General features: G+C 63.5%; 16 protein-coding genes. 6 read left to right on the top strand and 10 right to left on the bottom strand.

What is annotated here, in order from left to right:
- Positions 1 to 29: 29 nt before the first annotated feature.
- The 3 genes from atpA to D2V07_RS04170 form a co-directional block, all read right to left on the bottom strand.
- On the bottom strand, positions 30 to 1,559 hold the full coding sequence (gene atpA / locus D2V07_RS04180; RefSeq protein ID WP_119585086.1) for a F0F1 ATP synthase subunit alpha: 1,530 nt from the start codon (positions 1,557 to 1,559) through the stop codon (positions 30 to 32).
- 29 nt (positions 1,560 to 1,588) lie between these two features.
- A complete protein-coding gene (locus tag D2V07_RS04175; protein WP_119586035.1) occupies positions 1,589 to 2,146 on the bottom strand; it encodes a F0F1 ATP synthase subunit delta in 558 nt (185 codons plus the stop codon).
- A gap of 246 nt (positions 2,147 to 2,392) precedes the next feature.
- On the bottom strand, positions 2,393 to 3,982 hold the full coding sequence (locus D2V07_RS04170; protein WP_119585084.1) for a S1 family peptidase: 1,590 nt from the start codon (positions 3,980 to 3,982) through the stop codon (positions 2,393 to 2,395).
- Between the two features lie 81 nt (positions 3,983 to 4,063).
- Between D2V07_RS04170 and D2V07_RS04165 the strand changes: the two genes are divergently transcribed.
- Positions 4,064 to 5,107, top strand: a complete 1,044-nt coding sequence (locus D2V07_RS04165; RefSeq protein ID WP_119585082.1) for a bifunctional transcriptional activator/DNA repair enzyme AdaA — start codon at positions 4,064 to 4,066, stop codon at positions 5,105 to 5,107.
- Between the two features lie 40 nt (positions 5,108 to 5,147).
- On the opposite strand, the gene D2V07_RS04160 is transcribed toward D2V07_RS04165, so the two are convergent.
- The 5 genes from D2V07_RS04160 to D2V07_RS04140 all read right to left on the bottom strand — a co-directional run bounded on the left by D2V07_RS04160 (position 5,148) and on the right by D2V07_RS04140 (position 13,221).
- Positions 5,148 to 6,725 (bottom strand): cryptochrome/photolyase family protein, encoded by a 1,578-nt coding sequence (locus D2V07_RS04160; protein WP_119586033.1) that lies wholly within the window; start codon positions 6,723 to 6,725, stop codon positions 5,148 to 5,150.
- Positions 6,726 to 6,861: 136 nt separating this feature from the next.
- The gene (locus D2V07_RS04155) at positions 6,862 to 8,487 is read right to left on the bottom strand and encodes a tetratricopeptide repeat protein (RefSeq protein WP_119585080.1); all 1,626 of its coding nucleotides are present in this window, start codon (positions 8,485 to 8,487) and stop codon (positions 6,862 to 6,864) included.
- Positions 8,488 to 8,695: 208 nt separating this feature from the next.
- Positions 8,696 to 9,895 carry a sensor histidine kinase gene (locus D2V07_RS04150; protein ID WP_119585078.1) on the bottom strand — a complete coding sequence of 400 codons (1,200 nt, stop codon included), beginning with the start codon at positions 9,893 to 9,895 and terminating at the stop codon, positions 8,696 to 8,698.
- Between the two features lie 86 nt (positions 9,896 to 9,981).
- Positions 9,982 to 10,992 carry a phytanoyl-CoA dioxygenase family protein gene (locus tag D2V07_RS04145; RefSeq protein WP_119585076.1) on the bottom strand — a complete coding sequence of 337 codons (1,011 nt, stop codon included), beginning with the start codon at positions 10,990 to 10,992 and terminating at the stop codon, positions 9,982 to 9,984.
- A 57-nt stretch (positions 10,993 to 11,049) separates the two neighbouring features.
- Positions 11,050 to 13,221, bottom strand: a complete 2,172-nt coding sequence (locus D2V07_RS04140) for a primosomal protein N' (RefSeq protein WP_119585074.1) — start codon at positions 13,219 to 13,221, stop codon at positions 11,050 to 11,052.
- A 53-nt stretch (positions 13,222 to 13,274) separates the two neighbouring features.
- Here D2V07_RS04140 and D2V07_RS04135 point away from each other — a divergent pair, with 53 nt between their 5' ends.
- The 5 genes from D2V07_RS04135 (at position 13,275) to D2V07_RS04115 (ending at position 18,820) form a co-directional block, all read left to right on the top strand.
- A complete protein-coding gene (locus D2V07_RS04135) occupies positions 13,275 to 13,982 on the top strand; it encodes a DUF4197 domain-containing protein (RefSeq protein ID WP_119585072.1) in 708 nt (235 codons plus the stop codon).
- A gap of 55 nt (positions 13,983 to 14,037) precedes the next feature.
- Positions 14,038 to 15,858 (top strand): cobaltochelatase subunit CobT, encoded by a 1,821-nt coding sequence (gene cobT, locus D2V07_RS04130; RefSeq protein ID WP_119585070.1) that lies wholly within the window; start codon positions 14,038 to 14,040, stop codon positions 15,856 to 15,858.
- Positions 15,858 to 16,358, top strand: a complete 501-nt coding sequence (locus D2V07_RS04125) for a DUF2939 domain-containing protein (RefSeq protein ID WP_119585068.1) — start codon at positions 15,858 to 15,860, stop codon at positions 16,356 to 16,358. Before cobT ends, D2V07_RS04125 begins: the two co-directional genes overlap by 1 nt.
- Positions 16,359 to 16,445: 87 nt before the next feature.
- A complete protein-coding gene (gene cysS / locus D2V07_RS04120) occupies positions 16,446 to 17,885 on the top strand; it encodes a cysteine--tRNA ligase (protein ID WP_119585066.1) in 1,440 nt (479 codons plus the stop codon).
- Positions 17,873 to 18,820, top strand: coding sequence for a D-2-hydroxyacid dehydrogenase (locus tag D2V07_RS04115; protein WP_119585064.1), 948 nt, complete (start codon positions 17,873 to 17,875; stop codon positions 18,818 to 18,820). The genes cysS and D2V07_RS04115 overlap by 13 nt, the downstream gene beginning before the upstream one ends.
- Positions 18,821 to 18,874: 54 nt before the next feature.
- Here D2V07_RS04115 and D2V07_RS04110 read toward each other — a convergent pair whose 3' ends face one another.
- Positions 18,875 to 19,231 (bottom strand): hypothetical protein, encoded by a 357-nt coding sequence (locus D2V07_RS04110; RefSeq protein WP_119585062.1) that lies wholly within the window; start codon positions 19,229 to 19,231, stop codon positions 18,875 to 18,877.
- Complete coding sequence (locus D2V07_RS04105) at positions 19,221 to 19,409, bottom strand: hypothetical protein (RefSeq protein WP_119585060.1); 189 nt, start codon at positions 19,407 to 19,409, stop codon at positions 19,221 to 19,223. Before D2V07_RS04105 ends, D2V07_RS04110 begins: the two co-directional genes overlap by 11 nt.
- Between the last annotated feature and the right edge of the window lie 103 nt (positions 19,410 to 19,512).

The following is a 19,512-nucleotide window of genomic DNA, read 5'->3' as shown; positions in this document are numbered from 1 at the left end:
GGCTCCCTATTGTTCTCGATTTACCGGACTTAGGCGAACTGCTTGGCGAAGGTGTCGAGCGCGCTCTTCACCTTGTCACGGGTGTCGTCTTCGAACTTGCCGGTGTCGGCAATGGTCTTCAGGACATCGGCGTGTTCGTTGCGCATGTAGCTGAGCATCGCGGCTTCGTATTCGGTCACGCGGTCGACGGCGACGCTATCGATGTAGCCGTTGGTGCCCGCGAAGATCGACACGACCTGCTCTTCCACCGGCATCGGCGAGAACTGCGGCTGCTTCAGCAGCTCGGTAAGGCGCGCGCCGCGGTTCAGCAGCTTCTGCGTGGAGGGATCGAGGTCCGAACCGAACTGGGCGAAGGCCGCCATTTCGCGGTACTGCGCCAGCTCCAACTTGATGGAGCCTGCCACCTTCTTCATCGCCTTGGTCTGTGCGGCACCGCCCACGCGGCTAACCGACAGACCCACGTTGATGGCGGGACGGATGCCCTGATAGAACAGGGCGGTTTCGAGGAAGATCTGGCCGTCGGTGATCGAGATCACGTTGGTCGGGATGTACGCCGACACGTCGCCGGCCTGCGTTTCGATGATCGGCAGCGCGGTGAGCGAGCCGCCCCCGTTTTCGTCGTTCATCTTGGCGGCGCGTTCCAGCAGGCGAGAGTGCAGGTAGAACACGTCACCCGGATAGGCTTCACGGCCCGGAGGACGACGCAGCAGCAGCGACATCTGGCGATAAGCCACGGCCTGCTTGGAAAGGTCGTCGTAAACGATCACGGCGTGCATGCCGTTGTCGCGGAAGAATTCGCCCATGGCGGCGCCGGTGTAGGGCGCGAGGTACTGCAGCGGAGCGGGCTCCGATGCGGTAGCGGCCACCACGATGGTGTAATCCATCGCGCCGTTTTCCTCGAGGCTCTTCACGATCTGCGCGACGGTGGAGCGCTTCTGGCCCACGGCAACGTAGATGCAGTAGAGCTTCTTCTTCTCGTCGTCGCCGGCGTGCGCATCCTTCTGGTTGATGAAGGTATCGATCGCCACGGCGCTCTTGCCGGTCTGGCGGTCACCGATGATCAGTTCGCGCTGGCCACGGCCAACGGGCACGAGAGCGTCGATGGCCTTGAGGCCGGACTGCACGGGCTCGTCAACCGACTTACGCGGGATGATGCCGGGAGCCTTCTGTTCCACGCGCATGCGCTTCACGTCGGAGATCGGGCCCTTGCCATCGATCGGATTGCCAAGCGCGTCCACCACGCGGCCCAGCAGGCCCTTGCCCACGGGCACGTCCACGATGGTACCGGTACGCTTTACGACATCGCCTTCCTTGATCTCGGCGTCAGAGCCGAAGATCACGACACCGACGTTGTCGGCTTCGAGGTTCAGGGCCATGCCCTGGATGCCGTTGGAGAACTGCACCATCTCACCGGCCTGAACACTGTCGAGGCCGTGGATGCGGGCGATACCGTCACCCACGGAGAGGACGGAGCCGACTTCGCTCACTTCGGCTTCGGTGCCGAAGTTGGCGATCTGGTCCTTGATGACCTTGGAAATTTCTGCGGCGCGGATATCCATTGCAATCAGCCTTCTTTAGATATGGCTACTCAGGCGGTCTTCATGGCCTGGGCGAGGGAGTTGAGACGGGTGCGGATCGAGCTGTCGATACGCTTCGAACCGATGGTGACGACGAGCCCGCCCAGAAGTTCGGGATCGACGCGCGATTTGAGTTTCACCGTGCGGCCTTCGCGGGCGCGCAGCTTGCTTTCCAGTTCCTGCAACTGGAGATCGGTGAGAGCGTGGGCGGAGGCGACTTCGGCCTGCACCTCGCCGCGCTGGGCGGCGGCAATCATGTGAAAAGCGCGGATCATGGCCGGCAGTTTCGACACGCGGCGGTTGTCCGCCAGCACACCGAGGAAGTTTTTCGTCAGCGCCGAAAGGCCAAGATGATCGGCAACACCTGCCATGATGGCAGACAGCTGCGACCGGCTGATTTCGGGGTTGGCAATAACCGCTGAGAGGTCTGCCGATTCGCGCAAGGCGGCATCGAGCGTGTCGAGATCGGATTCGACGGCGGTTACCGTGCCAGCCTCACTGGCAAGATCGAAAAGGGCCGAGGCATAACGCCCTGCTAGGCTGGCCTGAATACCGGCGGAAAGCTCCACGCGCGTGTGTCCTTCAAGGTCCGAGTAACGGAAAAAACTGGTCGCAAGGGAATCGGGGCGCGCGATGCACCCCTCCAAAGCTGGCGCGCGACTAGCATCGGGTGGCGGGGGATGCAACCCGGCGGAGGGGAGGTTTTCGGCTGCGTTGCCCAGACTCGCAAGGGTTGCGCCCGATATCCATCGCAGTGACGGTTTCGAACGGGATACGATAACTTGTCCCGAAGACGAAAAGTCGCCTTCGTTTGGTCAGCCTTCGCCCGCGCCCTGGGGCGCCTGCTCCATGGCCGGTCCGCATCTATATACAAGCCGTTCGTTAGGTCTCTGCGGAATGGCGTCCATGATGGCCGCCTGATCATCTGCCAGCTTGATCGACGCCTGCTGATCGGCGCCGCATTCGGGGGCGACGAACTGGCCGCGTGCGGTGCGCGCCTGTCGCATCGCAGCAAGATCCAGCAGATACCGTTCCATCACCAGCTCGCCGGCATCCGGGTCGAAGCGGTTGACGGAAACCGCGGCTTCGTTGGCGGGCACGAACACGCGGGTCCAGCGTCCGCTGGTAAAGCCGTACTGGGTGCGGCCATTGATGCAGCCATCGCCGGACCATTCGATGGCGATATCATCCTCGGGATCACCCACCACGCGGCTGCGGTCGGTATCGAGTACGCAGGAGAGGCTTGTCGCGCCCGAAGTGGTCGCTTCGGGCGCGGCAATGGCGCCGGTGGGGCCTTCTTCCTCGGCTCCTTCGCGCAGGGTCTGTTCCACCCGCTCGTCGATTTCGGCAAAGGCAGGGCGCGAAACCCAGGCGATGAGGGAACCAACTACCGCGACCAGGGCCGCCGCGCCGCCGATGGCGCGCAAGCGCATGTCGCGCTGAATGTGGCCGAACGCCGCCACGCCGCCTGCACCCAGTGCCACGATCAGCAGCAGCAGCGACAGAGCCATGCCGTTGGTCCGCGATTCCATCACTTCATATGTAATGGTGCGGCGGGTTTCGGCAGTCTGCTGGGCCAGCGCCTCTGCCTCCCGCTCCGCGCGGTCGGCTTCGGCACGGGCCTGCGCTTCGGCGCGGGCGATCTCTTCTTCCTCCAGATCGGCGAGACTCCGGCACGGCAGCGAGTTCAGCCGCGGCTGCACGTCGTTGGCGCGCAGGAAGGGCAGCAACTCGCGGGTGCTGATGGCAAAGAAGAACTCCGCATCGGATCCCGCGCTTTCGGTACCGAAACTGTTGACGCCGATCACCCGGCCGCAATCGTCCAGCAGGGGGCCACCGGAATTGCCGCGGGCGATGGGGGCCGTGTGCAGGATGGTGTCGAACTCCCGGCTTGGCCGTCGGCCCGAGAGGAAACCGGTGGCGGTAACAGGGGGCTGGGCGCGGAAGATGTCCGACTGTCCAAGGCCCTGTGCCCGGTCTACGTTGAGCGGATAGCCGACCGCGGTCACCGCGCCCGACTGCGCCGGATTGCCCGAAATGGTGAGCGGCGGCAGGCCCAGCGGCTCTGTCAGTTCCAGCAAGGCAAGGTCGTTGCGCGGGCTGACCGAAACAATGCGGGCATAGACCGCCTCTGCGCCTTCTGCCGGTACGACACCGATATTCAAGCGCTGGTCGTCAATTGCTTCCTGCACCACATGGGCGTTGGTGACGACGCGGGCGCCGCCAACTGCAAACCCGGTGCCGTGCGACACGGGGAAAATCTCGTCCCCGTCCTTTCCTATGATAATGACTCGCACCACGCCGCGCGCCGCCGCCTCTATGTCTGCCTGATCGGCTGCGGCGGGGGCTGGGCTGAGCGCCAAAGCGGCAAACCACAGGACGAGAAGGGCAGCAATGCGATGCATATGGCTGCGGCTTCTATACCAGTGTGGATTGACCGCAAGCTTCGGGACGCGCAGTTTCGAGGCTTCTGACATATCCGTGGCATGACCGACAAAGACCTCACCGATGAAGACCGCTGGCGAATCGCGCTGGCCAAGGACCGACGGTTCGACGGCGTGTTCGTGACCGGCGTACATTCCACTGGCATTTATTGCCGTCCCTCGTGTCCGGCCCGTGCGCCGATGCGAAAGAATGTCCGGTTTTACGCCACCCCCCTCGATGCAGAGGCTGTGGGCCTGCGCGCGTGCAAGCGCTGCGCGCCGGACCAGCAATCGCGTGAGGAGGCCGCCGTGCTGCGGACACTGGAAATCCTGCGCGATGCCGAGGGGCCGGTTTCACTTGAACGGCTGGGCGCGGCGACAGGATATTCGTCCACGCACCTGCAACGCGTGTTCAGCCGCGCCGTGGGGATGTCGCCAGCAGTCTATGCCCGCGCTCTCAGACGCGAACGCGCGGGCGAGGCCCTGGCCCGGCAAGAGCGCGTGACCGACGCCATTTACGAGGCGGGCTATTCCGCGCCCTCGCGATTTTACGACGACATGAAGGGACAGGCCATGACCCAAGGCATGAGCGCCAGTGATCGCCGCGATGGCGGGCAGGGACACACGATCCATTACGCCGTGATCGACACCACGCTGGGCACCATGCTGGTGGCGGCCACTGAAAAGGGTGTATGCCGCCTATCGTTCAACGAGGGGAAGGCTGACTTGCACGCCCGCTTCCCGAAGGCGCAACTGGTCGAGGGGGGTGAGCAGTTTCGCACCCTGTTCGAACAGGTGGTCGCAGCGGTCGAGAAACCCGGGACCGGACAGGATATTCCGCTCGACGTGCAGGGAACCGCCTTCCAGCAACGCGTGTGGGAGGAACTGCGGCGCATTCCGGCAGGCGAGACGCGCAGTTACGGCCAGCTCGCTGCCGCGCTGGGCAAGCCGAAAGCCAGTCGCGCGGTAGGCGGCGCGAACGGCGCCAACAATATCGCAGTGCTTATCCCCTGCCACCGCGTGATCGCGACAGGCGGCGGGCTGGGTGGATATGCCTACGGTACGGATATAAAGGCAGAACTGCTGCGGCGGGAGAAGGGCGAATAGCCTCTACTGCGGAGGGCCGGGCGTCCAGCGCGACAACCGGTCAGCCGTTTCTTGCCCATGTCTTCTTCGCAGGCTCCAACACATCGAGGAACGCCTCCGCGCTGTCGAGATATTTGCGCTGCTTCTCCTCACCCATGCGATCCCACGTGGAATAGATGCGACCGATCCGGTGGTTCTGCTCCAGCCGGTCTCGGTGGCGGTGCATGAAGTGCCAGTAGAGCGGGTTGAACGGACAGGCACCTTCGCCGGTTTTCTTGGCTGGCGAGTATCTGCATTCCTTGCAGTAATCGCTCATCTTGTTGATGTAATTGCCGCTGGCCGCATAAGGTTTCGACGCCAGCTTGCCGCCATCGGCGTAGAGGATCATGGCGCTCACGTTGGGAAGCTCGACCCATTCGTAGGCATCGGCATAGACGACAAGATACCAGTCCTGCACCTCGCGCGGGTTCACGCCTGCCAGCAGGGCAAAATTGCCCAGCACCATCAGCCGTTGGATGTGATGCGCGTGGGCATTGTCGCGGGTGGAGCGCACGCAGTCGGCCAGGCAGCGCATGTCGGTCTCGCCGGTCCAGTAGAATTCCGGCAGGCCGCGCTGGGCGTTCAACTGGTTCGCGCTTTCCAGGCCGGGCATGAAATACCAGTAGAATCCGCGCACATACTCGCGCCAGCCGATCAGCTGGCGGATGAAACCCTCCACGCTGTTGAGCGGTGCCTTGCCATCGCGATAGGCCTGCTCCGCACGCCGGCAAAGCTCCAGCGGATCGAGCAGGCCCAAGTTGATGCTGGTGGACAGCATCGAGTGATAGAGATCGTCCTGCCCGTGGACCATCGCATCCTGATAGGGGCCGAACTTCTCGATCCGTTCGGCGAAGAAGCGGTCGGCGGCTTCCTCTGCCTCATCGCGGGTGACGGGCCAGCAGAATGTCTCGAGGCTGCCGAAATGTTCGCCGAACTGTTCCTCCACCAGCGCGATCACCTCGCAGGTGATCTCGTCCGGTTCGAACTTCGCGCGTTCGGGCGGGTCCATATCATTTTCGGGGCTCTCGCGGTTCTGCTTGTCGAGATTCCACTCGCCGCCTTCGGGCTTGTCGTCCGCGGTCATCAGCAAGCCCGTCTTGCGCCGCATCTCGCGGTAGAAGAATTCCATCCGGAAAGTGTCACGATCCTCCGCCCATTCGCGGAATTCGGCGATGGAGGCGACGAAGCGATCGTCTGGCAGGATATCCACGTCGCAGTCGAACTTGTCCGGCCATTCCTCGATGGCCTGCTGCACGCGCCACTCGCCCGCTTCCACCACGTGGATGGCGCGAGGGTCGTGACGCTCCACGGCGCGGGCGACTTCGCCGGTGAAGCTGCCGGAATTGTCTTCGTCGTCCAGACGGATGTAATCGACCTGCCAGCCCGCGTTGCGCAATTCGGCGGCGAAGTGGCGCATGGCGGAAAAGATCAGCGCGATCTTCTGCTTATGGTGGCGCACGTAAGTCGCCTCGTCCCACACTTCCATCATCAGGATGACGGTGTCATCCTTGGTGCGGCCCCTGATGGAAGCGAGGGCGCGGGTTAGCTGGTCACCCAGGACGGGGACAAGGACGGGACGGTTATCTTGCGAGGAGGCCATGCCGTTCAAATGCTAGCGGAGGCCAGCGGTGCCGGAACATGGACCAAAGCCCGATGCCGCGCCCTGAATGCAGAGCGGGCGCCGCGTGGTGCCGAAACACCCCGCGACGCCCGCCATGTGTTACGCTGAAGGCTAATCAGTCTTCGTCGCAGCCGTAGGCTTCCACTTCTGCTTCGTATTCCTCCTGCTCGGCATCGCGAGCGGCCTCGTCCTTGTATTCGCCCGGATGATCGGGGCGCAGGTCTTCCAGCAGTCCTTCGCGGTCGCCCGCCTCGAACTCGGCGAACTTCTTGCGCATCAGGCAGGCGAAGCCGCCGTTACCCGTGAGATAGGACGCGCCGACGACGCGCGCCTCTGCTGCCCGGTCTTCCTCCAACAGCATGTGGACCAGCGTACGGCGAACCGTGTCGTCGAACGGCGCGTACCGGAACGAGGCTTCCAGAGCCATCTTGGCCTGATCCGGCACTGGCTCATCGTCGAACAGGTAGGTGAGGTAATAGCCGTAGAGCGGATAGGCATGGTCGGTTTCCATCCGGTTGGCCGCGGCGAAACGGCTGCGTGCCACCTCAAGCTGGGACGGATCCTGATAGGAACGACGCAGCGCCGCATCGGCATAATAGTTCGCCGCATCGGTCGAATCGGGATCGAGTTCAAGCACGCGCTGGGCCAGTTGTTCGGCCTCGTCATAGTTGCGCGCGTCGAATTCCGCCTCGGTCGCGGCGAGAAGAACCGGAGCACTGCTGGGGTACTGCTGCACCAGCGCGCGGGCTTCGCTCACCAGGCGTGCGGCACCCTCTTCGTCAACGCCGCGCTTGGACTTGATCATCAGGTCCATGCGGGCTTCCTCGTCTGCCGACAGGCGACGGATGTCCACTGCCGGATCGGCATTGACCGCATAGGGCACCCGCAATGTGCGTGCCGCGCCGCGGCGGAAATCTTCCAGTTCCTGCCGCAACACTTCAAGGTCGCCAAAGGCACGCTCTGCAGCTTCCATCGGGTCGGCGCCTTCGCCGATGGCAACCATGTATTCGCCCATCTGGCCCCGGCGTTCGGCGTTGAGGTTGAGATGGCTCGCGATCAGCCAGCCGTGTGCATAGCGGCGGCCGATGGCCTCGCGCCCATTTTCGCTGCGGGGCGGATCGAACGTCTTTTCCAGGTCGATCGGGATGGTTGCAAGCGAAGCGCTGCGCCACGGCGGCACTTCACCGATGACGAAATTGTCTTCGTTGAATTCGAGGTTGGAAAACAGCTCTGCGAAGCCTTCGCTGTACCACAGGGGGTAGGGCGCATCGCGGTGCTGGAACATGAAGTAGTGCACATATTCATGAAACAGCGTCGCCTTGGGATCGAGCATCATGTCCGTGTCCATCGCTTCGCGGGCGCTGCGTTCGCGGCGCTTGTTGCGCTGGCGCGGAACGAAGGCGACGGAACCGTTTGCACGGCCGATGAAGAAACCGCCCACGCCGGTGTTGCGATTGCCCGCCAATAGCACTGACATGTCCGAAGTCTCGCCAAAGCGGAAAACCGATACCTTGCTCGATTCCGGCAGTTCCTCGTCCATGGCGACGCCCGTGAGGATGCTCAGCACCTCGTCCAGCCGTTCCAGATCCTGCGCGAACTCGCGCGTGTCTGTTTCAGAGTCCTCGGCGTAGACGATGAAATGTTCTGTCTCTGCACGATACCAGTCAGCAGCGGAGGCGCTGATGGGGGCAAAGAGAAAGGTGATTGCCAGAGAGAGTCCGGCAAGCGCGCGTTTTGTCATGTGTTACTCCAGTCCTGATCGGAACGGTAATGGAGCACACTCTTCAACTCAAGCCGCAAAAGTCCGAAATTGCGCGCCATCCACACACGAAGTATTCTTGCAAGAACAGCGGGATAAGTGAAATCTATACGAAGTTGGGCAATGCAGATCGGCCAACAACCCGATTCCGTGGCGGAGGACGTCAAGCGCCGACCTTACAGAAGCACGCCTACTGATCCCCTTTGAGAGTGGCGGCAGAAAACGAAATCGTCACGGCAGTGCCGTCCTTGCCCGATTCCACCTCGAGATCGCCGCCCAGCCGATTGGTCAATTCGCGAACGATGCGCGCGCCAAGGCTGCCTTCGTTGGGCCAGTCGACATCTTCGGGCATGCCGTTGCCATTGTCGGTGACCCGCAGGCACACGGTGTTGCTGTCCTCGCTGTTCCAGAGGCGGACGTTCACCATGCCATCACCTCCGGCTTCGAAGGCATGCTGCAGGGCATTGGTCAGAAGTTCGGACACCAGCAGACCCATCTGCGAGGCGGAGTCGATGGAAATACGCAGTTCATCGGTTTCGAGGTTCATCCGCACCTCACGGTGCCCATCCAGCATGTTGAGGGCGCTGCAAACGCGGGAAATGTAGGCCCCCAGCGCAACCGTGTTGCCTTCGCTTTCGCCCGGTCTGGAGAATTCGTCATAAAGCAGGTTCAGCGCCTCGACCCGGTTTGCCAGGACTTTCAGCGAACCCTGCGCGTCGGCGCCTTTGCGGGATTCCATCCGGATCAGCGAAAGCAGCAGCGACAGGTGGTTTTTCACCCGGTGCTGAACCTCGCGTAACTGTTCGTCCAGCCGCGCGGCGCGTTCGGCAAAGGCGCGGTCCTTGGGCTGTTCGGACTGGATGCCAAGGAAATGGGTGATTTCACCGTTCTGCTTCATCGGGGAGATCAGCAGCCGGTTGATGAACTCCTCTCCGGTCGAGCGGTAGTTGAGGATATCGATGGTGATTTCCTCACCGGCGTCCAGCGCCTTGCGAATGGCCTCGGCATCCTTCTTGTCAGTGAGCGGACCCTGCAGGAAGCGGCAGTTTCTCCCCAACACCACGTTGCGGCTGTATCCGCTCACCCGCTCGAACGCGCTGTTGACGTAGATCAGCGGCATGTCTTCCATCTGGGCATCGGCGATCACCAGCGAAAACGGCAGGTCTTCCATCGTCTCGCGCGAGATGCCATCGGGGATGGGGGGGGGATCGTTCGCATCGAATGCGGCGTTCCGTTTGGCATTCTTCACCTTATCGGGAAACTCGTCGCCCAGCACGTCTGTCGTCCTCCAGTCCTTTTCGCGGTCGCCGCAAGCTGCCGCCGGCAGGATCGAGATCGCGGGTACGTCGCAGACGAACTGCAGGGGTGGATGTGAATCCCTTTGCGCCACCCATGGCGTATGCTCGATCGCTGCAATTCAAACGCGGATCGCCTGCCGGGGTTCCGCGTCGCATCGGGCTGCGAAGCGACTTTAGGCTAGAGCCAGCGCGGATTTGTTTCCAGGTCAGGCGAATAGAAGTTCACGTATTGCACAAGGCGCGGCGATGCTGCGCGGTTCGGGCTTGCGCCGTGCGGAAGATCCTGCCGCCAGATCACCAGGTCACCCGCCTTTCCCGGCACCGTGATCTGCTGGGCGCCAAGATCCACCGATCGTGGCGGTGTGCCGTCCAGGCTGTCGAGCCATTTGTCTATCCGGCGATGAAAGCCTGGCACGCAGCGAAATGCCCCTTGATCGGCGGCCGTATCCGTCAGGTACAGAACGCCCTGTGTCGCGAAGGGTATCGGACGTGCGAGGCTGACATCCCAGTGAAGATCGGACCCGGCAAAGGGATAGTCCGGGCGCTCGGGCGGGTTGAAACCGACACGGTCGATCGTGACCCAGAGATTGGCGGTGCCCCAAAGCTGGGCGAAGGCCTTGCGAATGCGCAATGAGCGGCGAGCGAGTTCCAGCGCCGGATGCTGGTAACATGAGATCATGATCCCGTCCTCGCGCGATGCATACCAGCTATCGGTATGGTCCGGCGTTCCCCCGGCCTCAGCCCAAACAAGGTCGCGGACGGCCGCGACCTCTTCCGCCGGGATGGCGTCGGGTAGCACAACAAAACCGTTTTCGTTCCAGAGGCGCATTTGCGCGTCGTCCAGAACCGGTTCCATGTCGTCGATTACTGCGATTTGCGCTTGCGCTTCCGGTTCCAGCGGTAGTTCGTAAAGCCAGCTGTGGAACCGTGACACCAGCACCGGATCCGGGAGGCCTGCTGTCTCGACAATCCAGTGGCGAAACTGGTCGAAATCGAGCCCCCCATAAAGCGCGAAATAGGCCTGCTTGTTGCCGATGCCCAGGGTATCGAGAAGCAGCCTTTCGACCTGCGGCTGCAACTGTCGGCCTCCATTGCCGTGCGCTGCCCAGAATTCGTGCAAGCACGCGATGTCGGGTAATGGCGCAGCGTTCTCCGGCAGCGAGGCTTGCGAGTTGGGAGCCGAGGTCATCGCGCTATTTCTAGTTGCTCCTTGTGTACCGGCAAGTTCCGTCCCTCGCCCATGATGTCAGACGAAACTGTAGGGGTCGATATCCACGCCGATGCGCACGCCGGGCGGGTGGTTGATCCGGGATAGCCAGTCGCGGATCACCTGCTGGAGTTCCGCACTGCGTTTCGCATTCAGCAGCAACCGGTAACGGTAGCGCCCGCGCAGCAGCGCCATCGGGGCAGGGGCGGGGCCCAGCACCTGCACATCGTCGAGTATCGGACGCGTGTCGCCCAGCCGGTGTGCCGCTTCGCGCGCCTCCTTCTCGTCTTCGCTGGAAATGATGATGGCGGCCCAGCGTCCGAAGGGCGGAGCATTGGCGTAACGGCGGGCTTCGGTTTCCGCTTCGTAGAAAGCATCGCGGTCGCCCGCTTCCAGCGCCGCGATGACGGCAGCTTCGGGATGGCGTGTCTGAATGAGCACCTCGCCCGGCTTCGCGCCGCGCCCGGCACGGCCCGCCACCTGTGCCACCTGCTGGTATGTGCGCTCGGCGGCGCGCAGGTCTCCGCCTTCGAGGCCAAGATCGGCATCGATCACGCCGACCAGTGTAAGCTCGGGGAAGTGGAACCCCTTTGTGACAAGCTGCGTTCCAACGATCACGTCGATGGCCTTGGCCTCTGCCATGGCAACGAACTCGGCCGCCTTCTCCGGCGAGTTGAGAGTGTCCGAGGTCACGACCGCCACCCGCGCCTCGGGCAGCATTTCGGCTACCTCGTCTGCAATCCGCTCCACGCCGGGGCCGCAGGCGACAAGGCAATCTGGCTCGCCACAGTCGGGGCATTTCTCGGGCGGCGCGGTCTCGTGGCCGCAGTGATGACAGGCGAGGCGCTTCGACAGACGATGTTCCACCAACCACGCACTGCAATTGGGGCACTGGAAACGAAAGCCGCAGTGGCGGCACAGCGTAAGCGGTGCGTATCCGCGGCGGTTGAGGAAGAGGAGCGACTGCTCGCCCTTCTCCAGCCGGTCGAACAGCGCGCGGCGCAGGGGCGGGGCGATCCATGCGCCGCTGCCGGGCTTCTCCTCGGTCAGGTCGACAAGCTGGATATCGGGCATCTGCGCGCCGCCGAAACGGCTTGGCAGGACCAGCTTCTCGTAAATCCCGGTGTCGGCCATGTGCAGGCTTTCCAGCGCCGGGGTGGCGCTGGCGAGGACGACGGGCATCCCCTCGAACCGGGCGCGCATCACGGCCACGTCGCGGGCGTTATAGCGCACGCCGTCATCCTGCTTGAAACTGATCTCGTGCGCTTCGTCCACCACGATCAGGCCGAGGTTGGCATAGGGCAGGAACAGGGCCGAGCGCGCACCAACCACCACCTGCGCTTCCCCGCTGGCGATCGCCCGCCAGGCGCGGCGCCGCTCTGTGCTTTTCAGCGAGGAATGCCAGACCACCGGGCCTGAACCGAAGCGTTGCTCGAAGCGGGAGAGGAAAGCCTCGGTAAGCGCGATTTCGGGGAGCATCACCAATACCTGCCGGTTTGCTGCAATGGCCGCGCCGATGGCTTCGAAATAGGTCTCCGTCTTGCCCGACCCGGTAACGCCGTCGAGCAGGACGGGGGCAAATTTCCTCGCCTCTACCAGTTCGACCAACCGATCGGAGACTTCGCGCTGGTCGTCGGAAAGGTCGGGCAGGTGGAAGTCGGCAGTGGCGCGGGGGTAGGGGCGGTCGACGTCCACTTCCACCGGCTCGAGCACGCCGTGGTTGACGAGGCCTCGCAATACGCCTTCGGATACGCCCGCGATGCCCGCCAGCTCACGGATGGTCGCCTGCTCCCCTTCCAGCGCATCGATGGCGGCCGCGCGTTGCGGGGTCATGCGTTCGGGCGTCCCGCCGGTGAGCCGGTATTCGGTCATGGTGGCAGGGCCGCGCAGCGCGCCGCCGCTGGCGATTACCATGCGCGCCACTGCCGCTAGCGGGGCGACATAGTAATCCGCCGTCCACTCGATCAGGCGGCGTAACTGCGCGCTGATCGGGGGCACGTCGAGCACGGCGAGCAGCGGCCGAAGTTTTCCCTCGGGCACCGGATCGGTCGGCAGGCGTTCATCTTCCCAGACTATGCCAGTCACCTGACGCGGCCCCAGCGGCGCGACGACGACGGAGCCATGTTCGATAGCCATGCCCTCGGGCACCCGGTAATCGAGCGGGCCGAGCGCGGCGTTCATGACGAGGAGGCGGGCACGGGTTGCGGGCATTGCCAGCCATATGGGCAATGCCGTGGCCAGCCTGCAAGAAGAGGAAGAGCCTTATGACCGAATTCGCATCATCGCAGAGCAATCCCGGCCTCATCGGTCGCCGCCGCTTCATGGGAGGCGCGCTGGCTTCCGGCGCGCTGTTGCTGCCTGCCTGCCAGTCTTTCGGCGGGTGGAGCCTGACCGACGCGATCCGGCAATTGCTCTACCTTTCGAGCGAGCGGGCCTTCATGCGTCTCACCGCGCCCGGCGGTTTCTGGGACGAGCAGGTGGCGCAGCTTGGCCTGCCGAGCCTGATCGGATCGCGCGGCGGCGTAGTTGCATCCATCCTCACCTCCTCGCTGTTCAAGAGCCGGCTGGAAGGCGCTTTCGCCGATTTCGCCATCGAAGGTGCGGAACGCGCGGCACCCATCGTGGCCGATGCCGTGCGGGTTATCGGCATCCAGAACGCAGTCGCCCTGGTGAACGGCGGGCCCAACGCCGCAACGTCGTTCCTGCGGGGCAGCATGGGTACGACCCTGGTGGAAGCCATGGTGCCCGAACTGGGCGATGCGATGCGCCTGGCGAACGAGCCGCTGGTGGGCGAACTGCTGGCCGGCCTCACGGGCGTCGATGTGGGCGGCGTGGCGCGCAATCTCGCCAGCACAGTGGACAATGCCATCTGGAACGAGATGGGCGCGGAAGAAGCCGACATCCGCCGCAACCCGCGATCCACGAACGATCCGTTGCTGATTGGCGTATTCGGCGCACAAGGGGCACTTTAGTCCCTTGCGCCGGGTGCCGGACTGTCTCTAGGCAGCGCGCAGAAGAAAGCTGCTGATGTCCGACGAATCTCCACTCGACCGTTTTAAGACCGCGCTTACCGGCGCGGCGCGTGCCATCGCGCGTGATCGGGAGGCGGAGATTGGCTGGACCGCGGACAAGCCGAGCCAGCAAGGCAAGATGGCGCGCGTGCCCATGCCGGGCCGCGATATCTCGGCCCAGCAGGCACGCGAGGCGCGCGGCTTTGCCGACAGTTTCGCCTTGCGGATGCGCCATCACAACGGCGCGCTTCATGCAAGGATGCGGCCCGGAGATCCTGCTGCCAGCGCCTGCTACGATGCTATCGAGCGCGCCCGCTACGAGGCGATCGGCGAGAGCGAATACACCGGCATGCGCGCCAATATGGAGCTGATGCATGAAAGGCGGCTGGCCGGCGATCCGATAACCAGCGCAGAAACGGCAGACGACGTGCCACTTCACACGGCGCTTGGCCTGATGCTGCGCGAGCAGCTGACCGGCCAGCCCATTCCCGAGGCTGCACGCCCGGGCGTGGAGATGGTGCGCGAATTCGTCGAGAGCCGCACCGGCGACGATTTCGAGCAGCTTTCCGACGCACTGCATGATCAGTCCGCCTTCCAGAAGCTGGGTCTCGACATGCTGCGTCACCTCGACATGGTGCCGATGGAGCCGGAGAACGACGACGGCTTCGACGACGACGATTCCGAGGACGGGCAGGACGAACAGGAAAAAGACGAGCAGGACGAGGACGGGGCCGACCAATCCGACCAGCCCGAAACCCGCGCCGAGGGAGCCGAGGGCGAGGAAGGCGAGGGCGACGAGAGCGAACAGTCCCCCGGCGACGACGAACTGGCCGAAGGCGAGCCGGGCGACGACGGCGAGGAAATGCAGCTGCCCCAGCGCAAGAACGCGCCGTGGCAGGACATTCCAAACAGCTTTGATTACAAGCCTTTCACCGAAACATTTGACGAAGTGGTTGAAGCCACGGAGCTGTGTGATGTGGAGGAGCTCGACCGGCTGCGCGCCTATCTCGACAGCCAGCTTGCAGGCCTTGCCGGGGTAACGACACGGCTGGCTAACCGCCTGCAGCGCAGGCTGATGGCGCAGCAGAACCGCAGCTGGGATTTCGACCAGGAAGAAGGCCTGCTGGATGCTGCACGGCTTGCCCGCGTGGTCGTAAGCCCCGGCCATTCGCTCAGCTACAAGCAGGAGCAGGAGCAGGAGTTCAAGGACACCGTCGTCACCCTGCTGATCGACAATTCCGGCTCCATGCGCGGTCGTCCCATTTCCATCGCCGCGATCAGCGCCGATATCCTAGCCCGCACGCTGGAACGCTGCGGGGTGAAGGTGGAAATCCTCGGCTTCACCACCCGCGCCTGGAAGGGTGGGCAGAGCCGCGAGAAGTGGCTGGCGGACGGTCGCCCGGAAAACCCCGGCCGCCTGAACGACCTGCGCCACATCATCTACAAGAAGGCCGATGAACCGATGCGCCGCGCGCGCCGTTCGCTGGGCCTGATGATGCGCGAAGGCCTGCTGAAGGAAAACATCGACGGAGAGGCGCTCTTGTGGGCGCACGACCGCCTGCTGGCACGCCCCGAAGATCGCCGCATCTTGATGGTGATCTCCGACGGTGCGCCGGTAGATGATTCAACGTTGTCGGTGAACAGCGCCGGATACCTTGAGGCGCACCTGCGCAAGGTGATCGAGTGGATCGAGAAGGCATCGCCCGTCCAGCTCGTCGCCATCGGCATCGGCCATGACGTGACCCGCTATTACAAGAAGGCAGTAACGATCATGGATGCAGAACAGCTTGGCGGCACGATCATCGAGCAGCTGGCGGACCTGTTCGAGGTCGATTGATGAAGAAACTGATCGCCCTCATTCTCGCCATCGCCATTGTCGTTCTCGGCTGGTGGTTCGCTTCGCCTTGGATGGCCATGCGCGGGCTCGCCGGTGCGGCACAGGCTGGCGACACTGCAGAGCTTGAGGAACGCGTTGATTTTCCGGCCTTGCGCGCATCGGTCAGTGACCAGATAACCGAAGCCACGCGGCGGCGGCAGGGCCAGGGCGGCGGACTGATCGATGCCTTGGGCGGCGCCGTGGCAGAGCGGATCGGGCGCGAGATCACCGATCGTGCTCTTACGCCGGAGGCGGTCGGCACGCTCGTGGTCTCGGGAAGTCTGGCGGCTGGCATGCTGCCAGAACGCCTGCGCGGACAGGACATCGACTGGGACGTCGAGCGCAACGGTTTCGATCATTTCCGCGCCGTGGGAACGTTCGAGGATGGCACCGGTGGCCCGACCCTGCTGTTTGCGCGCGATGGGCTGGGGTGGGACCTTACGGGAATCGAATTGCCGTAAAAGGAAAGTGTCCGTTTCGGGTGGCTAGACATGCGGCGTACCACACGGCTTGTCCGCTGCCACACACCGCTCTAAGCGACACCGGCAATGGCAGACCTCACGCTCTTCAATTCCCTCACGCGGCGACAAGAGCCGTTCGTGCCCGTTCACCCCGGTGAAGCGCGAGTCTACACCTGCGGGCCGACGGTGTATAACTACCCGCACATTGGGAATATGCGCGCCTACGTCTTTGCCGACGTGCTGGGCCGCACGCTGACCTTCAAGGGCTACAAGCTCACCCACGTCATCAACATCACCGATGTCGGCCACCTGACGGACGATGGCGACGCGGGTGAGGATAAGATGGAGAAGATGGCTGCGGAGAAAGCGCAGTCGATCTGGGATATCGCGAAGCACTATACCGAAGCCTATTGGGCGGACGTAAAGGCGCTGAACATCCGCCAGCCGGCGCACTGGTCCGTCGCCACCGACTATATCGAGGAGATGCTCGATTTCGCGAAGTCCATTGCGGACAAGCACTGCTACGAGCTTGAAAGCGGCCTCTACTTCGATGTCTCGAGTGTAGAGGATTATGGCAGGCTAGCCCGTGCCGTGACCGAGGAAGGTGAGGGCCGCATCGATGCCGTGGAGGGCAAGCGCAACGCTGCCGACTTTGCCATCTGGCGCAAGACACCGGCAGGCGAGACGCGGCAGATGGAATGGGACTCACCTTGGGGCAAGGGCGCGCCCGGCTGGCACCTGGAATGCTCTGTCATGGGCGGCAAGCTGCTGGGCTTTCCATTCGATATCCACACCGGCGGCATCGACCACCGCGAAATCCACCACCCGAACGAGATCGCGCAGAACCAGGCCTTCTGCGGCTGCGGTGGACTGTCGGATGCGACCAACTCCGGCGCGAAAGTGTGGATGCACAACAACTTCCTGGTCGAACGCTCCGGCAAGATGAGCAAGTCATCAGGCGAGTTCCTGCGCCTGCAACTGCTGATCGACAAGGGCTACCACCCGCTCGCCTACAGGGTCATGTGCCTGCAGGCGCACTATCGCAGTGAACTGGAGTTCAGCTGGGATGGACTGGGCGCGGCGTTAACGCGACTCAAGCGCATGGTGATGCAGGCCGAGCGGCTGAAGGGTGCCGGGGCTGGCGAGCCTATGCATCCGAAGTTCGCGCCGCTGCTCGAGAAGTTCGACGCTGCCATCAGCGACGACCTGAACACTTCCATCGCTCTCACCGCGCTGGAAGAGGCACTGGCGTTGAAAAAGGTCGACGCCGGTGTGAAGCGCGCCGTGGTGGAGCGGATGGATGCGGTGCTGGGCCTTGGCCTGATGGACCTGGCGCGTGCGGACCTGCGTATCCGGCCGAAGTCCGCCGCTATCACCGAGACGGAGATCGAAAACGCGCTGGAGCGGCGCAAGGCGGCACGGGCGGAGAAGGATTTCGCCACATCCGATGCCTTGCGCGACGAACTCGCCGAAAAGGGTGTCGAGGTGATGGACGGCGATCCGCTCGGTTGGGAATGGGCACTTTGACGACGGCTGTCCTGCCGCAGTGGATGCGAAAGCGTCTGGATGGGCGTTTGCCCGATTACCTTGATGTCAAATGGTGGCGCGACGAGGACGAACTGGTCGAACTCGCGCCACTGGCCGAAATCGGCTGGTTCGATCTCCACGTGAAAGCCCCAGCGCTCGAAGCGATAGCACGGGCGGAAAAGCTGCGGTGGCTGTCCAGCGCCTATGCCGGGGTTGACTGGATGCCGCTGGAAGAGCTTCACGACCGGGGCGTGGTGCTCAGCTGCGGGGCGGGGCTGGCAGCCAACCAGGTGGCCGAATTCGCGGTGATGTCGATGCTGACCGTGGCGCGCGGGTACCGCGAGATCGTGCGCGCGCAGGATCGGCACGACTGGCTGCCCAAGCCGCCCGCCATGCGCGAACTGGCAGGCAGTCGCGCTATGATCCTGGGCTACGGGGCCATCGGACAGGCAATCACCCGGATCCTGGGCGGGTTTGGCGTCGATTGCATCCCGGTGCGCAGCCGACCCGGCGATGGCGTATTGGGCCCGGATGAATGGCGCTCGCAGTTGCCAACGGCCGATTGGGTGATCGTCAGCTTGCCGTCCACTCCCGACACTGCCGGTATGTTCGGCGCCGACGCGCTGGCAGCGATGAAATCCGACGCATGGCTGGTGAACTACGGCAGGGCCGAGGTGGTCGACCAGGATGCGCTGCTGGATACGCTGGAGCGCGAGGCGATCGGCGGCGCCATCCTCGACCTCACCATGCCGGAGCCGCTACCGCCAGACCATCGGCTGTGGGACCTCGACAACGCCCATGTCACCATGCACCTTTCCGGCTATCCCAGCCATGCAAGCCGGGCGCGGTCGGCGGAGCGGTTCCTCGACAACTGCGAGCGCTTCAGGAACGGCAAGCCACTGGAAGGGCAGGTCGACCTCCTTCGCGGCTATTGAGAAGCAGCCAGTAGCGGACGCGACCTCACCGATCCGAAACGCGGTCGGCCTTTTCTAGCCTTCTTCGAGCAACAGGATTTCGCAGACTACAGAAAGCCTTGGCGGCTGGACGGTGCTGCTGGCCTCCACCACGGCAGCATCGGCAACCAGCTGGCCCTGAATGGCGAACTCGTGCTCCGGCAGGAAGGCGATGAAGCATTCACCTGCGTCGATCGCATCCTCACCTTCGAAAACCAGCTGCACCCGGTGGCGTGCGCCGGCAAAGGTGATGCTGGCCCAGCTCTTTTCCGAATGGTTCGTGATCTGCCCTTTCCCCCTGGCGAGGGCGCAAAGGGCATCGGCGAGCCGTTCACGCGTTCCGCGCGCACCCCGACGTTTCGCCGGGGGAAGGTTTGCAGGGTCAGTATGCACCAGATGTCTCCCGATATTTGTTCATGAAATGTTCCACCCGTTTTTCCGTTGATGCGCGCGGCGTGCGTCCGTTGCGCAGATCCAGCACGAATCGCGGATCGCGAGTCGCGAGGCGGCCAAATTTGGTGGGCGGCATGCGCGTGTGGCGCAGAAATACTTCGATCTTGCGGATGAGCATGGTGCGAACCCCTCTTCCAGTTTTTCCATGTCCGGCGAACCACTTATGCGATTCGATGCCCCTTGTTTTGCTGCCGAAATCCTACTTGTCTAGGAAAAATACA

This window comes from Aurantiacibacter zhengii (assembly GCF_003584125.1).
In the GTDB taxonomy this organism is placed as follows: domain Bacteria; phylum Pseudomonadota; class Alphaproteobacteria; order Sphingomonadales; family Sphingomonadaceae; genus Alteraurantiacibacter; species Alteraurantiacibacter zhengii.
The sequence above is the reverse complement of the archived record's forward strand: the minus strand, read 5'-3'. Positions and strand labels throughout refer to the sequence as shown.

Excerpts from the sequence above, each read along its gene's own strand:
- atpA (WP_119585086.1), bottom strand. The coding sequence starts at position 1,559 with ATGGATATCCGCGCCGCAGAAATTTCCAAGGTCATCAAGGACCAGATC.
- D2V07_RS04170 (WP_119585084.1), bottom strand. The coding sequence starts at position 3,982 with ATGCATCGCATTGCTGCCCTTCTCGTCCTGTGGTTTGCCGCTTTGGCG.
- D2V07_RS04165 (WP_119585082.1), top strand. The coding sequence starts at position 4,064 with ATGACCGACAAAGACCTCACCGATGAAGACCGCTGGCGAATCGCGCTG.
- D2V07_RS04160 (WP_119586033.1), bottom strand. The coding sequence starts at position 6,725 with ATGGCCTCCTCGCAAGATAACCGTCCCGTCCTTGTCCCCGTCCTGGGT.
- D2V07_RS04155 (WP_119585080.1), bottom strand. The coding sequence starts at position 8,487 with ATGACAAAACGCGCGCTTGCCGGACTCTCTCTGGCAATCACCTTTCTC.
- D2V07_RS04145 (WP_119585076.1), bottom strand. The coding sequence starts at position 10,992 with ATGACCTCGGCTCCCAACTCGCAAGCCTCGCTGCCGGAGAACGCTGCG.
- D2V07_RS04140 (WP_119585074.1), bottom strand. The coding sequence starts at position 13,221 with ATGCCCGCAACCCGTGCCCGCCTCCTCGTCATGAACGCCGCGCTCGGC.
- D2V07_RS04135 (WP_119585072.1), top strand. The coding sequence starts at position 13,275 with ATGACCGAATTCGCATCATCGCAGAGCAATCCCGGCCTCATCGGTCGC.
- cobT (WP_119585070.1), top strand. The coding sequence starts at position 14,038 with ATGTCCGACGAATCTCCACTCGACCGTTTTAAGACCGCGCTTACCGGC.
- D2V07_RS04125 (WP_119585068.1), top strand. The coding sequence starts at position 15,858 with ATGAAGAAACTGATCGCCCTCATTCTCGCCATCGCCATTGTCGTTCTC.
- cysS (WP_119585066.1), top strand. The coding sequence starts at position 16,446 with ATGGCAGACCTCACGCTCTTCAATTCCCTCACGCGGCGACAAGAGCCG.
- D2V07_RS04115 (WP_119585064.1), top strand. The coding sequence starts at position 17,873 with ATGGGCACTTTGACGACGGCTGTCCTGCCGCAGTGGATGCGAAAGCGT.
- D2V07_RS04105 (WP_119585060.1), bottom strand. The coding sequence starts at position 19,409 with ATGCTCATCCGCAAGATCGAAGTATTTCTGCGCCACACGCGCATGCCG.